This is a genomic window from Paenibacillus sp. P2(2022) (assembly GCF_029522175.1).
Taxonomy (GTDB): Bacteria; Bacillota; Bacilli; order Paenibacillales; family Paenibacillaceae; genus Paenibacillus; species Paenibacillus polymyxa.
The window spans coordinates 1,413,416-1,430,506 of sequence record NZ_JAKWFI010000001.1 but is presented as its reverse complement, the minus strand read 5'-3'; the positions used below and the strand labels follow the sequence as shown (position 1 = coordinate 1,430,506).

Here is a 17,091-nt window from a genome sequence, read left to right as displayed (position 1 = left end):
AATACTAATATTTTTATAGATTTATATAGTAAAACCAAAGAAGTTGTTCCCTATATGTGCTTCTCCCACAATTATATAGAATCAGATCCAATATATTTTTAAGCTCTGAACTGGGATGTGTATCCAAATCCTGAAAATCATATTCTGGTCCATTCGCACCTTCCTCGTACTTTTCCCAACATAGAATCTATGTTTGTTAATTTATCACTATAGCATAAGTTAAGGATGACAAATAACAAGAAATAAGGTTGAACCTAACTATAAATCCCCTTTGGAAGATTCTTTGTTTTTCCCATAATACGCTTAAAAAAAGTAATGTATTTTCTATCCCTGGCTTTGTTATGCTGAGTTCAATAATAACGCTTTCAACAGGTCTGTTATATTTTGAAAGGAGCTATGTACATGGCTAGTATACAAGTTAACCCAAAGGAACGTACATTTCACTTAACGAACAAATACTGCAGTTATCTTTTCCGTGTCATGGAGAACGGGCAATTGGAGCATTTATATTATGGCAAAAAAATGGAGTACCTAGGTCAATATGACCGTTTTATTGAACGAAGCTACCGCTCTGTGTCTGTCGGTGAATTTGATGGCGACTTGGTAACATCATTGGAAAGCATTAAGCAGGAATTTCCTTCTTCGGGAAGTGGAGACTTTAGAGAACCAGCAGTTGAGATCATACAGGAGGATGGTTCTCATGTCATGGAGTTCATTTTTGACCGTTACGAGGTCATCACGGGGAAACCTAAAATCCCCCATCTCCCTGCTACGTTTTGTAAGGAAGCAGATGAAGCAGAGACACTCCTGATCACGCTGACCGATTCCCTTACAGGGGCGGTTGCCGTACTTGCTTACACCATCTTCAATGAACTGCCTGTAATCACGAGATCCGTATCCATAACGAACTCCGGAAATAGTACTCTGAGAGTCAACCGTCTAATGAGCATGAGCCTTGATCTTCCTGACTCCGAATATGAATTTATTCATTTGTCGGGGGCATGGGGTAGGGAACGACATGTGGAGCGTACACCACTCAGACCAGGTGTTCAGTCCATTGGGAGCACACGAGGAATTAGTAGTCATATTCACAATCCATTCATGGCGCTTGCCAAACCGGGGTCTCAGGAACACCAAGGAGAAGTATATGCAGTTAATCTCGTCTACAGTGGAAACTTTCTTGCCCAGGCGGAAGTGGACAGCTACTCAACTACCCGACTGAGCCTCGGTATTCATCCTGACAAATTCTGCTGGACTCTGAAGCCTGGAGAATGTTTTTATTCGCCTGAAGCAGTTATGGTCTACTCACAGAACGGTTTGAACGGAATGAGCCAGGCGTTCCATCGCCTATACAATAAACACTTAATTCGTAGTAGCTGGGCCGAACGGGAACGACCTGTATTAATCAATAACTGGGAGGGAACCTACTTTGATTTTACCGAGAAGAAAATAGTGGATATGGCTAAAAAAGCAAGTGAACTAGGGATTGAGCTCTTTGTCTTGGATGACGGTTGGTTCGGTCAAAGAAACAATGATACTTCCTCACTCGGTGACTGGTTTGAAAATCGTGAAAAGCTACCGAACGGAATCTCGAATTTGGCAAAGAAGATCAATGAGCTCGGTATGAAATTCGGTCTTTGGTTCGAGCCGGAAATGGTTAACTCCGACTCTCATATTATGAGGGAACATCCAGACTGGGTTGTGGGAACACCCGGGCGTAAACGCAAGCATGGACGGCATCAGTATGTTCTTGATTATTCCCAACCCCCTGTTGTGAATTACCTGTTTAAGTTAATGGATGACGTGCTCTCTTCTGCTCATATCGAATATGTAAAATGGGATATGAATCGCTGCATTTCAGAAGCCTATTCATTATCACTTGGCAAGGAAAGACAGGGCGAGTTTTTCCATCGTTACGTCCTAGGCGTGTATGCTTTATATGAGAAGCTGATTACCAAATACCCTGAGATTTTGTTTGAGTCCTGTGCTTCCGGTGGAGGACGGTTTGATCCAGGGATGCTTTATTATGCTCCGCAAACATGGACGAGCGACGATAGCGAAGCTATTGAACGTCTTAAGATTCAGTATGGCACTTCCATGGCTTATCCGCTTAGCAGCATGGGTGCTCATGTGTCAACCATTCCGAACCACCAGGTAGGCAGAACTGCACCACTACAAACCAGATCAAATGTCGCCTACTTCGGTGTATTCGGTTATGAACTTGATCCATTAGCTTTGACCGAGGAAGAGTGCAATATAATCAAAAAGCAAATACAATTGTATAAACGTCACCAACGATTAGTTACCCAGGGAACGTTTTATCGTCTGCTAAGTCCTTTTGAAAAAAATGAGACAGCTTGGATGACTATTGATGCAGAACGTGAGCATGCTCTCGTCGGCTGGTACCAGGTGCTCTCGCGCCCCAATGCAGCTTATTCAAGGCTAAAGCTCATCGGACTGGACGAAAAGGCAGTATATTTCGTGGAAGAACTGGACCGTCGTTTTACAGGCAGCGAGTTAATGAACATCGGACTTATACTCACCCCGCCTTATCAGGCTGACCAGGATTTTAATATTGCGGAGAAATGTGATTTTTCATCTCAATTATTCACTTTAACTAAAGAGACTTCCTCTTAAACATATCGTACCGGGTGAAATCATTTTCGTGTAAATTCGATGATTTTACCCGGTACAACTCTCTGAAAATAAGGGTTTCCTTCAATCCATACTGATAGCTACGAAAGACTTGAACAATTAAATCACAGACCTGTTCTTCTCTCCAACTCCTCTGTATATCTCGCGCCCATCAATGTGATTTGTGAAGCTGCGTTGCTAATGTTCCGCACATCTTCAGACGTAAGCTGAAGGGTCACGGCACCTAGATTTTCTTCCAAACGACTCAATTTCCGCGTGCCCGGAATCGGAACGATCCACGGCTTTTGGGCAAGCAGCCAGGCGAGTGCAACTTGGGCTGGTGTTGCCTTTAACTGCTCAGCCATCTCTTTAAGCAGGTCCACCAGCACCTGATTGGTCTCTAGCGCTTCTGAAGTAAAACGCGGAAGAATATTGCGCAAATCACCATGACTGAATGTCGTGTCTGCGTTAAAACTCCCCGTTAGGTAACCCTTGCCCAAAGGACTGAACGGAACGAAGCCAATGCCGAGCTCTTCAAGCGCAGGAAGGAGTTCCTCTTCTGGACGTCTCCACCACAGAGAATATTCACTCTGAATTGCAGTGAGCGACTGAACGGCGTGTGCTCGACGGATCGTCTGGACTCCTGCTTCAGATAATCCCCAGTGCTTCACCTTTCCTTCTCGGATCAGATCTTGCACGGCTCCCGCTACCTCTTCAATTGGCACATCTGGATCGACCCGGTGCTGATAATACAGATCGATGGCTTCAATCTTGAGACGTTTAAGCGATGCTTCGGCAACTTTCTTGATATGCTCAGGGCGACTGTTCATACCGAACTGCTTGCCATCCTGAATATGGAAGCCGAATTTCGTGGCAATCACGACTTGGTCGCGAACAGGAAGAAGCGCTTCGCCTAAAAGTTCCTCATTCGTATAAGGTCCGTATACTTCGGCGGTATCAAAGAAAGTTACGCCGCGCTCGACTGCTTCCCGAATGACTGAGATCATTTTCTTTGGATCAGAAGCTGGGCCATAACCGTAGCTCATTCCCATGCATCCAAGTCCCATCGCAGAAACTTCCAGACCGCTATTTCCCAATTTACGCTTTTGCATCATGAATTCCCCTTCCTTTAATACAATTTTATCTTTATCGAGCAAGTGAGTTGGTAATTATAGATGTTAATTATCTTTGTTTAGTTAATTGGCTTACGATTCTGTCAAGAGAACTATTATATAATTGTTTGAAACCTTCATGCTCTTCAAACTCTATTAATGTGATAAGCCTTTGAACCAATAAGTTCCTAAACCAACGATTCAAATGATTCATCTTCTCCCTCTGTTGAAAATTGTTCTTGTTAAATGCCGTTATCTTGAACCCACTTCCTATTCCGTTATCCACCTCCTTGCTTGATTCTGTGAGTTTAGTTTTATTATGCCAAACAGAAGAAGCAAAGCGTTATCTCATTTGTCTTAATTGATTGCCTGATCCTATCACCACTACTTTTGTTACAGGCAGTTGCGTTTTATAATGGAGCAAGACAAACTCGCAAGGAGGATTTGAATGTCGGCGAACATTCTTGAACAACAAAAAGAGCTCACCAGTTTGATCGAGCGTCACTCACTTCAAAATAGTTCGAGGGAAACAGCAATTCCTTCCCTTTTTTTCTATCAGCATTCCAGCAAAACCGAGCCTGTTTACCGGGTTTACAAACCTTCCTTTTGTTTTGTTGTTCAAGGTTTGAAAGAAATTTTGCTGGCACAGGAAAATTTCAAATATGGACCTTCCGATTATCTGATCGCGTCTATGAATCTGCCAGTGATCGGTCAAATTATAAAAGCTTCTCCAGGATCTCCTTACCTAAGTCTCAAGCTCGAATTTACCCATAATCAGATCCTTGAGGTACTGAACGATTCTAAAATCCAGGTCAAATTAAAAGAAAACGCCAAACGTGCCTTATTCGTCGGCCGAATGGAACCGTCTATTCAGGATGCTGTGCTTAGACTTGCCCGCCTGCTGGATACTCCAGAAGAAATCCCGTTTCTCGCCCCACTCTACACAAAAGAGATTCTGTACAGACTCCTTCAGGGCCCCTATGGAGCCGAATTGGCTCAGATTGCGGTCGAAGGAAGCAGCACCTATCGAATCCGGGAAGCTATCGACTATATTGTTCAACATTGGGATCAGTCTTTTCGGATCGAAGATCTTGCAGAGACCGCCAGTATGAGCATTTCCTCATTCCATCGGCATTTTAAAGAAGTAACCTCCATGAGCCCGATCCAGTTTCAGAAACAGCTGAGACTTCAGGAAGCCCGTCGTATCTTAATGGCTGAATCGGCGGATGCCGCGGATGTCGCTTACAGGATTGGTTACGAGAGTTCTTCCCAATTTAGCCGTGAATACTCTCGCATGTTCGGTGCTCCCCCAAGAGCGGACATCAAGCGATTGAGGGAAAAATACGACCAGGTCCTATGATTTGCTGGATAAGCTGATCGCCACACATATTGATGAACTCCGAAGATTGTGCAATGAATCGGCCCATTTGAGCTTTACAGAAGCCGAAATGATCTGGTTTGAATATTTTGAGGCTAATTATTTATTTTTCTCCACAATGCTGGTGAGTAAGGGCGCTCCTTACTTCCGCACTCAATTCCTTGAATTTATGATGGATGAACTTCGGGAAGAGGTCGACATGAATGAAGAGAGAAATCGAGGATTAAACAAAGAAGTAGTTGTCCGTTATGCAGCGTCCGCTGTAGTGGGGATCATGGAGTGGTGGTTTATGAACGAAAAACCTCTCCCACCGGACGAGATGGCCGAGCAAATTGGCATGCTTTTAGACCGGAAATTGTGAATCTGGGCGAAAAAAGAGTAGCAGACGTATCTATCTGCTACTCTCACATCCATGAGTCAGAAGCAGCTCAAGCGAGTTGCTTCTTCAATTTTAGGTACAAGTATTTTAAAGATTATGTTTATCAGGACCAAACACAAGATTCGCCGACTGTTTGGCCTCCTCAATGACATTCATAACCTTTTCGCTATGTTCAAGCATATCCGAGACCTTTTCCAAATCGTTGTCACGGATGATACGGTCGAATTCAACGAATTCGTCATACATACGATGCGAATGATCCTTCAGATCCACACGGATGGGCGTTTCCTTATTAGGAGTGTATTCAAAATAATCGCATATATTAGCTGAACTCGCCATGTGTATATAGCCTTTATTGCCTTGAATGTTCACTGCATTGGGTGCCGTACTGTCTTTTGAACCTATGCAAACACACTTAAAATTGCCGTAATCAAGTAGCAGTATGCCTGAAGTATCAATTCCACGTTCCATGTTCGCCAAATATTCTACCTTCTTAGGGCTCCCGAAAAGGCCAACAACAAAATGAATATTGTATAAATTGATATCCATCAAGGCTCCGCCAGACATTTCTGGATTAAACGCAGGCTGGATTACTCCCGATTTAAAAGCCTCATACCGAGATGAATATTGAGAATAGTTGCATTCAACTATTTTAATCTCACCAAGCTTAGGCAGATACTCCTTCATGGAAAAATAATTTTTCAAATATTGATTCGTAATGGCTTCCACCAATACCAGTTTTCTTTGCTGAGCAATTTCTTTTAGCTCTAGAAATTCATGCAAATTGGATGTGAACGGCTTCTCACAAATGACATGTTTACCACTCAGTAATGCTTCTTTGGCATATGAATAATGAAGATGATTAGGCAACCCAATATAGACAGTATCAACGTCATTATTCATCAGCATTTTGCTGTAATCCGAATAAATCTGAGAGATTCCATATCTACGTTGCCAATCTAGTAATTTCTCCTCATGGCTAGGTCTAGAACAAATGGCCTTTAATAAAATAGTCGGGATTTCCTGAATAAAGCTCAATAGATCCCCTACAATCATTCCTGCTCCGACAATTCCCAATTTCATTCTAGTTACACTCCTCTATACCCTTCTCAAGTATTTCCATTGAAGTTATTGTTTCTTCATCTGTAATCGCTTTTTCTTTGCCGTGTATGATCGAATGATAGAGATCGTCATATACTCGGGCATAATCTCCTTTTTCAGAAACAACTTTTTCTTCATGGTACTCTCCATCGTCATCCAGGTACGTTAAAATGCCATAATGCTCAGGCTGGTCGATGCCGAAATCGGCGTGTCCCTTAGGCAGATAGTATAATTTAAGATGCTCCTCCTGACGATCCTTTGTCTGCTTTATAAAAACGCCTTTTTTGCCGTATACTACAAAACTCGGCCGCTCTTTTAAACGAAAAAAGCTGGATTTGATGGATACCTTGAGTGAAGAATAATAAAAATCCAGATCAAAATAATCATTCATTCTTCCAGAACCGAGCAATTGGCGCACATCGTAATGGATCGTGTCAGGCTTCCCAAAATAGGAAAGAACCTGGTCAATGGTATGAGCGCCATGTCCATAAAGGTAACTGTTATATTTGGAAAAATGAGAGGTGGAGTTGGGGGTTTCAGGGCGATAATAATCGAAATGCATTTCCACCTCCAGCAAATCACCGAGTTTTCCTGATTCAATAACCTTCTTTGTAGTGAGGAAATCCGAATCGTAACGTCTATTCTGATAGCACTGTATAATCAGATTTTTCTCCTTGGCATATTGGAAGATGGACACAGCTTCTTCTTTCGTTAACATAAAGGGTTTCTCGACAAGTACATTTTTTCCGTGGTCGAGTGCCATTTTCGCATAAGTGTAGTGAGATTCTACAGGTGTACAGACAACAATCAACTGAATTTCCTTATCGTTCATTAGAGAATCAAGATGATCCGTATACTGAACGCCTGGGGTTTTCTCCCACTCCCCTTTATCTGGATTACGCGCGTAGATCGTCTTTACGTTCAAATGATCTCTGGTCAATGAAAAAGGAAGATGATACCGATTGGTACTTTTGCCATTCCCAATATAACCGATAGTAAGCATATTAATTCCCCCTAGGCTCTTTTTCATTTATTATAGTAGAAGAACGTCGATCGTAAAGAATTTGCCATCAAAATGGTACATTTAACCGAATATTTGTAAGCATGGCGGCTTGTTTTTAAACAAAATGTTTATTTGGTATCTTTTGTAAAACGTTAGTTCAATTGAACCGGGGGGAACATGTTGAAAATACTGATGCAATTATCTGAAATGCAAAACTTTACACCAAACGAAAAAAGCATTGCTTCCTATATTTTGGTCCACAAGGAAGCGATTCTGCACTTAAATATTCAGGAGCTTGCCAAAGCTACGTATACTTCGCATTCCGCCATTAATCGATTAATTCACAAACTTGGGCTATCCGGCTTCAAGGAGTTTATCATAAAACTCGCTCGGGAATTTCAGCAAGATACCCAGAATATATCCAATGTGGACCCTAACTATCCATTCGGGATTGATGAAACCCCACTTCAAGTGGCGAAAGAAATTGCAGAATTAATGAAGGAAACGATTGAAAAAAACTTTACATTCATGGATGATAACTTGCTGTCACAAACGGCTCAGTTGCTGGATCAAGCGAACAGGATCTTTATATATGCGTTAGGCGATTCACAAATCCGAGCGAAAAGTTTTCAGAATAAATTAGTAAAAATCAACAAATACGTGGTTATAGCCACAGAGCTGTCTGAATGGGCTTATCATACGGCTAATCTAACTACAGAGGATTGCGCTATTTTCTTAACTTACCACGGTAAGTCACCGATTTTTTTAAAAGCGGCACGACATTTTACGCGTGAGAATATCCCTTTTATCACCATTACAGCTACCAATCAAAGTGAGTTGGCCAAACGAAGTAGTATATGTATCCAGGTGCCTAATGACGAAGTAAAGCATGCTAAGATTGGTACATTTTCGTCGCAAATTGCCTTTGACTATGTATTAAACGTGATTTACTCCTGTATCTATAAAATTGACTACTTGAAAAATATGCAAACCCTAACACAATCGTTGGAGAATTCGCATCTCAATGACATGATGAATGACGTGTAGAGGGATTAGCTTCTCTCTAACTGCAAAATAAGTGGCAACTTATAAGTATATATGGTTGTTTTTCGGCAAATAAGGTCTAGTTAGTATTATGCTAACTAGACCTTTGTTTTTTGTTGCTTGCTAAGAATCTGCCATACTGGCGGCTTCTTATGCTTTTCAACTATTGTCCACATTCAAGGTCAATTTTCATCAATAGCGTTTCGAATATCGTAATCATCGATGTTAATATCCAAAGCCATCCCAAGTGCTAATCTTGCCAGTTGATCTCCAATGAAGGGACCCATGGTCAGCCCGGATGCTCCAAGCCCATTGGCAACGATAAGGCCGTTCCAGCCAGGGACAGCTCCAAGCACCGGTAGAAAACCGGGGGTAAACGGACGAAAACCGACTCTTACCTCCTGAAAAGTGCTATTTGCTAAATCAGGTGCTAACTCTAAACCTTTATTTAGGATTTCCTGCATCCCGCCTGCTGTTACTCTTGTATCGTAGCCTTCGATTTCATTCTCGTGAGTTGCCCCAATTACGATCTTCTGTTGTTCAAACGCCAACAAGTATTGATCAGTAGGCGGCATGATTACAGGCCAGGTGCCGGTATCTTGTTTGACAGGAACCTGCAAATGCATAATCTGTGCCTTTTGAAAACTAACCTTAAAGCGAATGCCTAACGGCAGCATCAGTTGATTGGCCCATGCACCTGCACAAACAATGACTTCGTCAGATGAGAAGCTGCTTGCGCCGACCGTTACTCCGGTTACATGGTCGGAATCATACTGAAGCACAGCATCCCCATGGATAAGGGTTGCCCCATTTCTTTGTGCTGAGCGGATCAACGCATCACGCAGCGCACGACCATCTATACGAGCGGCACCGCTAATATGAACAGAATGATAGTGATCTACTAACAAAGGAAAACGTTCATGGGTTTCCTTTTGATTTAGTTGCGTAATTTCGCCGATTTCTGGTGCATCTGTATGTCGTAAGTGTGCCCGTTCCTGCATTTTTTTAATTTTCTCCGAATCATCATGAATACTGAGAGCCCCGACTTGAGCATAGCCAGTTTCTGTTTCTCCCTCGCTTTTGAGTTCTTCAATCAACCCAGGGTAAAAACGTGCGCCCGCTTTGGCTAGCTGGTACCAAGCCTGATTGCGTCGCTGTGATAGCCAGGGACAGATAATGCCAGCAGCTGCATCTGTCGCCTGTCCTTTATCTTTGCGGTCTACAAGAATGACATCAGCGCCCATTTTTGCTAACTGGTATGCTGTCGATGCCCCCAGAATTCCTGCTCCGATTACGATAACCTTCTTCATGAATACATCCCTTTCCTAAATCACTGTATCCATTATAGCGAATACTGCATGAATGCATAAAGTTTGAAACATTAATATTTCAATCCTTATAAAGTTCTTAGAATTGATCTGTAAAGTAGTTGTCAGAACGAATGAAAAGGATGAACTGATATGGATAACATTATTTTACAGACTAAAAATCTCTGCAAAACCTTCAGACGACAACAGGCGGTGAACAACGTCACATTGTCTATTCAGGAGAATTCCGTGTATGGTCTGCTCGGCCCGAATGGGGCAGGAAAATCAACTACCTTAAAAATGTTAACCGGTATGCTACGCCCCACGGCCGGTGAGATTTTATTTCAAGGAAAACCCTGGTCCCGAAAAGATCTGGCTCAGATCGGTGCACTGATCGAAGCTCCTCCCCTCTATGAGAATTTGACAGCTAGAGAGAACCTGAAGGTTCGCACAACGTTGCTTGGACTACCTGACTCGCGGATTGATGAAGTGCTGAACATTGTTGATTTGACCCATACCGGGAAAAAGCGCTCGGGCCAGTTCTCGATGGGCATGAAACAGCGGCTAGGCATTGCGATTGCTCTCCTCAATCATCCCAAGCTATTGATCTTAGATGAGCCAACCAACGGACTAGACCCCATTGGTATTCAGGAGCAACGCGAGTTGATTCACTCCTTCCCGAAGCAAGGAATTACCGTAATTCTTTCCAGTCATATCCTATCCGAAGTCGAACAAATCGTTGACCATGTTGGGATCATTGCTGGCGGCGTATTAGCTTATCAAGAGGCGGTCACTTCAGGACAAAACCTGGAATCGTTGTTCATGCAGATTGCACAGGAATACCGAAAGGAAGGTGAGTAGCATGCAGAAAAACATAGCAGCCGAACATTTAAAATTAAAGCGCACCTTCACGAAAAAGCTAGTCTGGCTGGCTCCCATTGTTACTCTTCTTCTATGTACCGGGCTCATGGGAGGACATATGTTCCAAAGCGCCAGCTACAACTGGTGGTATATCATGCTGCTGCCAGGTGCTCTCACCTTAATGTGCTCAGGAGTCATCCAAAAGGATGGCAAGAAGCTGAAATACCGTGCTATCCTCGGCATGTCTGTGGATTTGGCCCAGGTATGGTACGGGAAAATCGGGGTTTGCGTAAGGCTCTTAATGGTTTCATCTATTATCCTATTTGTAGGAATAACTCTTGGCGGATTCGTATTCTCATCTTCCGTGACACTAGCAGGAAGCGTCGCTGCAACTCTGATACTTTTTGTTACCTTTTTGTGGCAAATTCCACTTTGCCTGTTCTTAACGGACCGAATAGGCATGTTTGCCACCCTAATCATCAACATGCTGGGCAATGTAGCCTGCACCATCTTGTTCGCAACGTCTTCTATATGGTGGGCGGTACCCTATGCTATTCCAGCGCGATTGATGTGCGCCGTTATTCAAGTGCTGCCTAATGGGCTCGCTGTTCCTTCAGAAGATCCACTTTTGGATAGAGGCGTAATTGTACCCGGCCTAGTGATCACAGTTGGTCTATTCATGATTCTGTCCGTCCTGACGGCCATGTCTTTCCGCAAGCGGGAGGCTAAGTAAGATGATATCCTTCTTCCGCAATCTGAAATCTGATGTGCTTAAACTTAGAAGGCAGCCCTTATTGCTGGTGCTGCTGCTTGTGCCACTCCTAGGCATAGCAATCTTTCTAGCCTATTATTCCTTTACTCCATACTCACCAATTTCGAAGGTAGACGGCTATTTGCAAGTCCTGGCTGTGGCTCTTCCTACCATGATTGGTATTGTATGCTCCATTGCTGTTGAGCAGGAGTCAGTCGCTGGAAATTTCCAACACCTCTTGACCTCGCCGGTGAAGCTGCTACCTTTTTTGAGCAAGCTTAGCCTGCTTCTGTGCTTGGGATTTGGTAGTGTGCTGCTTGCCTCAGGCGGCTTTGGGGCTGGTTATATATATCTGATGAAAGAGTCCCCGTATGGCTTGATGTTTTATGTGTTGGCTGCCTGCATTCTGTTTATGTCCAGTGTATTCCTTTATATTCTGCATTTTTTCATTAGCTTGAGATTCGGCAAAGGAGCTTCTATCGGTCTGGGCATCATGGAGAGTCTATTGTCTGCTTTGCTCCTTACAGGGCTGGGTGATCATAATTGGATATTCATCCCCCCTGCTTGGGCGGCCCGGTTCATCACGATCTGGGTACAATACGGCGTAAGCTCAGCAGATTCTATCCCTGAAACTATACAGCTTGATTGGGGAATCAGGTATTGCGTAGTAGGGACCTTCGTCATCATGGTATTATTAGGGTTATGGATTTGTCGTTGGGAAGGACAAAACTCATCGGAGTAAAGATTAGAGTAAAGAAAGCAAAGGGAAGTGAATTAAGCATGGCAAACTTGTTGGCCGTTGATGATGAACCTGCCGTTTTGGCACTCCTTCAAAATATTTTGCAAAAAGATGGCCATGTTGTCACGGTGGTCTCCGCCTCCCCACAGGTTCTCACCATGCAGCTTGGAGCCTTTGACCTCATCCTGCTTGACGTAATGATGCCAAGCATAGACGGATTCACCCTCTGTCGGGAAATTCGCAGCAAGGTGGACTGTCCGATACTGTTCCTCACAGCAAAATCCATGGAGAACGATGTGATGTTGGGCCTTGGGGAAGGGGCTGACGATTATATTGTCAAGCCGTTTGGGGCTGGAGAGCTGCGCGCTCGAATCAACGCCCATCTCAGACGGGAGCATCGTGAACGACGAAATGTATTCTGCATCGGGGAAGTTCATTTCAATCTGTCTGGTAAGGAAATCACCGTTCAGAATATTGTAATCCCGTTTACCAAAAGTGAATATGAAATATGTAAGTTTTTAGCTCTAAATTGGGGCCAGGTGTTCTCTAAAGAGCAGATTTATGAAGCCGTCTTTGGGTTTGATGGGGACAGCGATTCCGCTACCATCGTGGAGCATATCAAAAATATCCGGGCCAAGCTTGGCAAAGTAGAGGTTTCGCCAGTGGAGACAGTTTGGGGGATCGGGTACCGATGGAAGTAGCCAAAGTACAGCAAGCACGCAAGACAACCAAACTGCGAACCATTTTCCTGGGTTATTTAGTTATGTTCTGTATCGGGACGATTGCGCTCGCGCTGTTCCTGGTCCTCATCTTCTATGTCCTGATGTCTTGTGGAACCATTCTTCCCGCGAACTATGCTGAGAATCAAGTACGGGAGGATAAGGCATTCATTGAAGCTGGCAAAACCCTACAGCCAGATTCTCGGCAGAAACTATATAGATATGCGTTATTCACTTCGGAAGGCCGCCACATTGAGGGAAATCTTCCTGAAAAGCAGGCTCAAGCCGCTTGGAGTGTTACGCAGCAGAGCAATACTGCCTATCAATTTCCCTATAACTATGTAAAAGTTTCACATAATAATAAAGTTACTGTGATGCGCTACTCTGTCTCGGCACAGTTTGAACATCCTATTCTACGTCAATATCTGCCGAACGCGGAATTGTCCTTTTTTGCCGTGTTTTGTATCGCCTTCCTGGGGGGAGGAGCCCTACTCGCTTCCTCCTTCGGACGAAAGCTGACGCGCAAAATGAGTGGATTGCAGCAGGCTACAAAGCAAATTCAGGCACAGGATCTGGACTTCTCAATTCAGCTCAGTGGTGTGATGGAGATCGATCAGGTGCTCCATTCCATGGATAAAATGAAAGAAACGTTAAAGACTTCGCTTCAGAAGCAATGGAATCTCGAAAAATCACGCCGCGAGCAAATATCCGCGCTTGCACACGATGTTAAAACACCGCTCACTATCGTTCGCGGAAACGTAGAGCTGCTGTCCGAAACCGATCAATCGGAAGAGCAAAAGAACTATACCGATTATATAGCGGAGAGCACCAGGCAAATGGAACAGTATATCAAAACTCTTATTGAAATTTCAAAAGCAGAAACAGTAGCCACCCTACAGGCGGAAATGATAAATACGGACTACTATTTAACGAAGGTGAAAGATCAGGTAAAGGCCTTGGCTGCTGTCAAAAAAACATCCGTCGCATTTGCTGCATACAACCTCCCTAAGACGTTGTATGTAGACCCCGTTCTGCTTGAGCGAGCCATCATGAATGTTGCTTCTAATGCGGTAGATCAAGCACCAGAAAATAGCGAAATCCGGCTGACTGTAGAGTCTGTGGAAGAATGTATTCGATTCAGCATCGTAGACGAAGGCCCGGGCTTCTCTCCTGAAGGCCTCAAACAAGCAGCAGAGCAATTTTATATGGGTGATTCGTCCAGAAGATTAAGTGGACATTACGGTATGGGCCTATATATAACAAAATCCATTGTGAACCTACATGGCGGACAGTTGATCATCGCCAACTCTACCCAGACAGGCGGCGGACAAGTAAGCATTGAGATACCATCGGTGCATTGATGACCTAATGTTAAAACCACCAAAATAAGTAGTAGCTATTAGGTTGGATCGATTTCCTAAGTTCCCCCCTCTTCCTCGTTTGTTATTGAAACGATATAAAACGCTACTGACATACGAAGGTCAGTAGCGTTTTATCATTTTGCCATCGGAATGAAAACACTCCTGGCACAGGCTATGGCGATTATTATAAGGTACGTGGTTATTGGATTACTGTATGTGTTGCTAAACGAATGTTGCTTTTTTACGGAAAACTGAAAAATAAAGAATGGCAAATCCTATGATCCATATGCCCATAATCCAAAAAATAGAGCTGAACACACTTTGACTTTGTGCTCCTTGATCAAGTACGGATCCTAAAATAGACGTTCCGATAGCCCCCGCCATAAAGCTTCCCATCATATAGATACCCATACCAACTCCGGTTTGCTTACCGCTTAATGTTCGAGAAATGGTGTTTGCCATTGTAATCTGAGCGAACGTTAACCCAGTATTCGCTAGAATTAAAATGATCGCAATAACTGCTGGGGCCGCCTCTGTAAAAATACCTAATATAAGATATGCTATCACTTGGAATAGGAAAGCCAACGAGAATACAAAGCGGTTGCCCTTTGCATCCGCGATTTTCCCACCTACCAGCCCAAGCAATGCAGCAATCAAAGCACCGGGAAACATTACGAGCCCTATGTTTATAGAGGACAAGTGATGTAATGAACTCAGCACCTGCGGTATCAAATACGGAACACATAAATTAAGGGTAAGAACCATACAAGCGATAATCAACCCTATCGTATATCTTGTATTTTTAAAGAGTGTCGGTTCAATAAAGGGTTCACCTGTTTTGTTAATACGAATAATGAACAATACGAATATGAGGATCGTAGTCGCGAAATAGCTCCAACTGTGACCAGTAATGGAGAGCAGCAGCAGCGTAATGGAAGCGGCAAGCAAAATACCTCCTATGAGATCAGCTTTTCCTTTTGAAGGTGCTTCATTGATTAAATACCTTCTGAAAAGAGGAATGGTAACAATTATTAAAAATGAGATTAAAAATAGGTAACGCCAGCTTGCGAATCCAATAACAAAACCAGCAATAATTGGGCCTATTGCCGTCCCTAAAGCCATTCCGGCAGAAGTAATCCCCAAAGCCTTGCCACGATTTACGATTGATATATAGCGAATCGGGATCAACATGGATGAGGCCGGAACAACAGACGCCCCAATGGATTGGAATATTCTGCTCACAATAACCATCCAATAATTAGAAGAAAAAAAGCCGACTATAGATCCTAGCGCAAAGCAACATAATCCAAAGGTAATTAGGTTTTTCAACCTAAACATGTCCGCCAATTTTCCGTAAGCCACTGATCCAATAGCATAAATAATAATATATGCTGTTACAACCCAGCTTACTTGGGAAGAGGATAATTGAAATTCTTCGCGTAGTGAAGGTAGCGCGACATTAAACATGGTGGAATTCATCACTGAAATCACCATTGCAAATGCGAGTATCCAGATAATAGCATAGGACTCAGATTGTTTGGTGCGATTGTTAACTGACACTGCGTCCTCCCTACTTACGATCGAGCGGAGATTTAGCCACCACGTTCAGATCAAGTTCGTCGATAATAGCCATTACACGATCCATACGGAGCGGGCCTGGTTCTGTTGGAAAGGTGTATGTTTCGTGCGGTTCACCCAATGCCCGGAAGAAAGGTTCGAACAATCCAGACACCAACATACCTACGACTTTCGTATAATGAGAGTCCAGTCTATACGAATGAAGTGTTCCTGCAGGTACATGAAGAAAATCTCCAGGGAATAGTTTTACTTCTTCTCCGTTTGCCCACATCGTCATTTGTCCCTGCACACAGAAGAAAGTTTCCGTATGGTGGTTATGAAAATGTTCAACAATGGGGTCTCCTTTCGGGCCATCAGAAGCTACAAAAATGTATTCCCCGTTCGTATTTTCTTGAGTAGCTAGAATCCTGTGAAGCTGGTCTCCAGTGAGCAACCGGTCTCCCTCTCCATTTTCCAGAACATAAGGAGCTACGCTTCTTGGATTATGGCTTTCTTCAGGCGAGTTATACTCCCCCCATTGAACAGCATCTTGAAGGAATACAATGTCTGCTCTATTGGAAGCTTCCGTCAATTGATTCTCAGAATACGAATTCATCGCTGTGGTTGGATGTTCAAAGTAAGGATACGGCTCTCCTAAAAGCTCATATATTGCCGTGAGATTACCTTTAATCGAATAGGAAGCAAAGCGATTTCGATGCCCAGCCATTCGATACGCATGTGCGATTCCAGGAGGGATATGAACATAGTCTCCGGCAGTCAACAAATAGTTCACTCCATCGAGCATAAATTCGATTTTACCTTCCATTACATAGATAGATTCAAAAGCATCTTTATGTTTGTGTAGCGGAAAGGTCTCTCCTTTCCCACCTGAAATCGTCGTTAATTCGAGTACATCCCCAGTGCTTTTAAAATCGGCAATAACAGTAGCTATCTGTTGACCAAATACATACCTTCTTCCATCCCCGCTACGCAGCAAATATGGCTTTTTTTCTTCTGGAAGCTCTGTAGTTAAACTAACACTCATCATGTTATCCTCCTTTGTATTTATATTTAAAATTTTAATAGTTTCGATTTTTCACTTAAATGGTCATGAGCGACAGCTTATGGGCAATTACGACCTGTAC

General features: G+C 43.3%; 15 protein-coding genes. 9 read left to right on the top strand and 6 right to left on the bottom strand.

The features are described from left to right. The first annotated feature begins 402 nt into the window (after positions 1-402). A complete protein-coding gene (locus MMB75_RS06515) occupies positions 403-2,637 on the top strand; it encodes an alpha-galactosidase (protein ID WP_045244544.1) in 2,235 nt (744 codons plus the stop codon). A gap of 122 nt (positions 2,638-2,759) precedes the next feature. On the opposite strand, the gene MMB75_RS06510 is transcribed toward MMB75_RS06515, so the two are convergent. Further along, a complete protein-coding gene (locus MMB75_RS06510) occupies positions 2,760-3,746 on the bottom strand; it encodes an aldo/keto reductase (protein ID WP_045244610.1) in 987 nt (328 codons plus the stop codon). A 448-nt stretch (positions 3,747-4,194) separates the two neighbouring features. Here MMB75_RS06510 and MMB75_RS06505 point away from each other — a divergent pair, with 448 nt between their 5' ends. Continuing rightward, positions 4,195-5,106 carry an AraC family transcriptional regulator gene (locus tag MMB75_RS06505; protein WP_019687335.1) on the top strand — a complete coding sequence of 304 codons (912 nt, stop codon included), beginning with the start codon at positions 4,195-4,197 and terminating at the stop codon, positions 5,104-5,106. Between the two features lies 1 nt (position 5,107). Next, the gene (locus MMB75_RS06500; protein WP_019687336.1) at positions 5,108-5,485 is read left to right on the top strand and encodes a TetR-like C-terminal domain-containing protein; all 378 of its coding nucleotides are present in this window, start codon (positions 5,108-5,110) and stop codon (positions 5,483-5,485) included. Between the two features lie 105 nt (positions 5,486-5,590). On the opposite strand, the gene MMB75_RS06495 is transcribed toward MMB75_RS06500, so the two are convergent. Together MMB75_RS06495 and MMB75_RS06490 are read right to left on the bottom strand one after the other, a co-directional pair. After that, positions 5,591-6,586, bottom strand: coding sequence for a Gfo/Idh/MocA family protein (locus MMB75_RS06495; protein WP_019687337.1), 996 nt, complete (start codon positions 6,584-6,586; stop codon positions 5,591-5,593). A gap of 1 nt (position 6,587) precedes the next feature. Beyond that, entirely contained in the window at positions 6,588-7,607 is a 1,020-nt protein-coding gene (locus MMB75_RS06490; RefSeq protein ID WP_019687338.1) for a Gfo/Idh/MocA family oxidoreductase, read from the bottom strand. Between the two features lie 180 nt (positions 7,608-7,787). Here MMB75_RS06490 and MMB75_RS06485 point away from each other — a divergent pair, with 180 nt between their 5' ends. Beyond that, positions 7,788-8,654 carry a MurR/RpiR family transcriptional regulator gene (locus tag MMB75_RS06485; RefSeq protein ID WP_016820820.1) on the top strand — a complete coding sequence of 289 codons (867 nt, stop codon included), beginning with the start codon at positions 7,788-7,790 and terminating at the stop codon, positions 8,652-8,654. A gap of 179 nt (positions 8,655-8,833) precedes the next feature. On the opposite strand, the gene MMB75_RS06480 is transcribed toward MMB75_RS06485, so the two are convergent. Next, positions 8,834-9,961, bottom strand: a complete 1,128-nt coding sequence (locus MMB75_RS06480) for an NAD(P)/FAD-dependent oxidoreductase (RefSeq protein WP_103042453.1) — start codon at positions 9,959-9,961, stop codon at positions 8,834-8,836. A gap of 150 nt (positions 9,962-10,111) precedes the next feature. Between MMB75_RS06480 and MMB75_RS06475 the strand changes: the two genes are divergently transcribed. From MMB75_RS06475 to MMB75_RS06455, 5 genes are read left to right on the top strand one after another with little or no spacing between them, the layout of a single operon-like run. Next, on the top strand, positions 10,112-10,819 hold the full coding sequence (locus MMB75_RS06475; protein ID WP_045244542.1) for a lantibiotic protection ABC transporter ATP-binding protein: 708 nt from the start codon (positions 10,112-10,114) through the stop codon (positions 10,817-10,819). Position 10,820: 1 nt separating this feature from the next. Then, complete coding sequence (locus MMB75_RS06470) at positions 10,821-11,552, top strand: lantibiotic immunity ABC transporter MutE/EpiE family permease subunit (RefSeq protein WP_045244541.1); 732 nt, start codon at positions 10,821-10,823, stop codon at positions 11,550-11,552. A 1-nt stretch (position 11,553) separates the two neighbouring features. Next, complete coding sequence (locus MMB75_RS06465; RefSeq protein WP_045244540.1) at positions 11,554-12,312, top strand: lantibiotic immunity ABC transporter MutG family permease subunit; 759 nt, start codon at positions 11,554-11,556, stop codon at positions 12,310-12,312. Positions 12,313-12,350: 38 nt separating this feature from the next. Continuing rightward, the gene (locus MMB75_RS06460) at positions 12,351-13,010 is read left to right on the top strand and encodes a response regulator transcription factor (protein ID WP_045244539.1); all 660 of its coding nucleotides are present in this window, start codon (positions 12,351-12,353) and stop codon (positions 13,008-13,010) included. Then, positions 13,001-14,389: a HAMP domain-containing sensor histidine kinase gene (locus MMB75_RS06455; RefSeq protein WP_045244538.1), complete on the top strand. Its 1,389-nt coding sequence runs from the start codon at positions 13,001-13,003 to the stop codon at positions 14,387-14,389. Before MMB75_RS06460 ends, MMB75_RS06455 begins: the two co-directional genes overlap by 10 nt. Before the next feature lie 222 nt (positions 14,390-14,611). Here MMB75_RS06455 and MMB75_RS06450 read toward each other — a convergent pair whose 3' ends face one another. Both MMB75_RS06450 and MMB75_RS06445 read right to left on the bottom strand, forming a co-directional pair. Next, positions 14,612-15,949, bottom strand: coding sequence for an MFS transporter (locus MMB75_RS06450; RefSeq protein WP_080942678.1), 1,338 nt, complete (start codon positions 15,947-15,949; stop codon positions 14,612-14,614). Positions 15,950-15,959: 10 nt separating this feature from the next. Further along, positions 15,960-16,991, bottom strand: a complete 1,032-nt coding sequence (locus MMB75_RS06445) for a quercetin 2,3-dioxygenase (RefSeq protein WP_045244537.1) — start codon at positions 16,989-16,991, stop codon at positions 15,960-15,962. Between the last annotated feature and the right edge of the window lie 100 nt (positions 16,992-17,091).

Bases quoted from the DNA above. Each gene is read 5' to 3' on its own strand.
- MMB75_RS06515 (WP_045244544.1), top strand. From the start codon at position 403: ATGGCTAGTATACAAGTTAACCCAAAGGAACGTACATTTCACTTAACG.
- MMB75_RS06510 (WP_045244610.1), bottom strand. From the start codon at position 3,746: ATGCAAAAGCGTAAATTGGGAAATAGCGGTCTGGAAGTTTCTGCGATG.
- MMB75_RS06505 (WP_019687335.1), top strand. From the start codon at position 4,195: ATGTCGGCGAACATTCTTGAACAACAAAAAGAGCTCACCAGTTTGATC.
- MMB75_RS06495 (WP_019687337.1), bottom strand. From the start codon at position 6,586: ATGAAATTGGGAATTGTCGGAGCAGGAATGATTGTAGGGGATCTATTG.
- MMB75_RS06490 (WP_019687338.1), bottom strand. From the start codon at position 7,607: ATGCTTACTATCGGTTATATTGGGAATGGCAAAAGTACCAATCGGTAT.
- MMB75_RS06480 (WP_103042453.1), bottom strand. From the start codon at position 9,961: ATGAAGAAGGTTATCGTAATCGGAGCAGGAATTCTGGGGGCATCGACA.
- MMB75_RS06475 (WP_045244542.1), top strand. From the start codon at position 10,112: ATGGATAACATTATTTTACAGACTAAAAATCTCTGCAAAACCTTCAGA.
- MMB75_RS06470 (WP_045244541.1), top strand. From the start codon at position 10,821: ATGCAGAAAAACATAGCAGCCGAACATTTAAAATTAAAGCGCACCTTC.
- MMB75_RS06465 (WP_045244540.1), top strand. From the start codon at position 11,554: ATGATATCCTTCTTCCGCAATCTGAAATCTGATGTGCTTAAACTTAGA.
- MMB75_RS06460 (WP_045244539.1), top strand. From the start codon at position 12,351: ATGGCAAACTTGTTGGCCGTTGATGATGAACCTGCCGTTTTGGCACTC.
- MMB75_RS06455 (WP_045244538.1), top strand. From the start codon at position 13,001: ATGGAAGTAGCCAAAGTACAGCAAGCACGCAAGACAACCAAACTGCGA.
- MMB75_RS06445 (WP_045244537.1), bottom strand. From the start codon at position 16,991: ATGAGTGTTAGTTTAACTACAGAGCTTCCAGAAGAAAAAAAGCCATAT.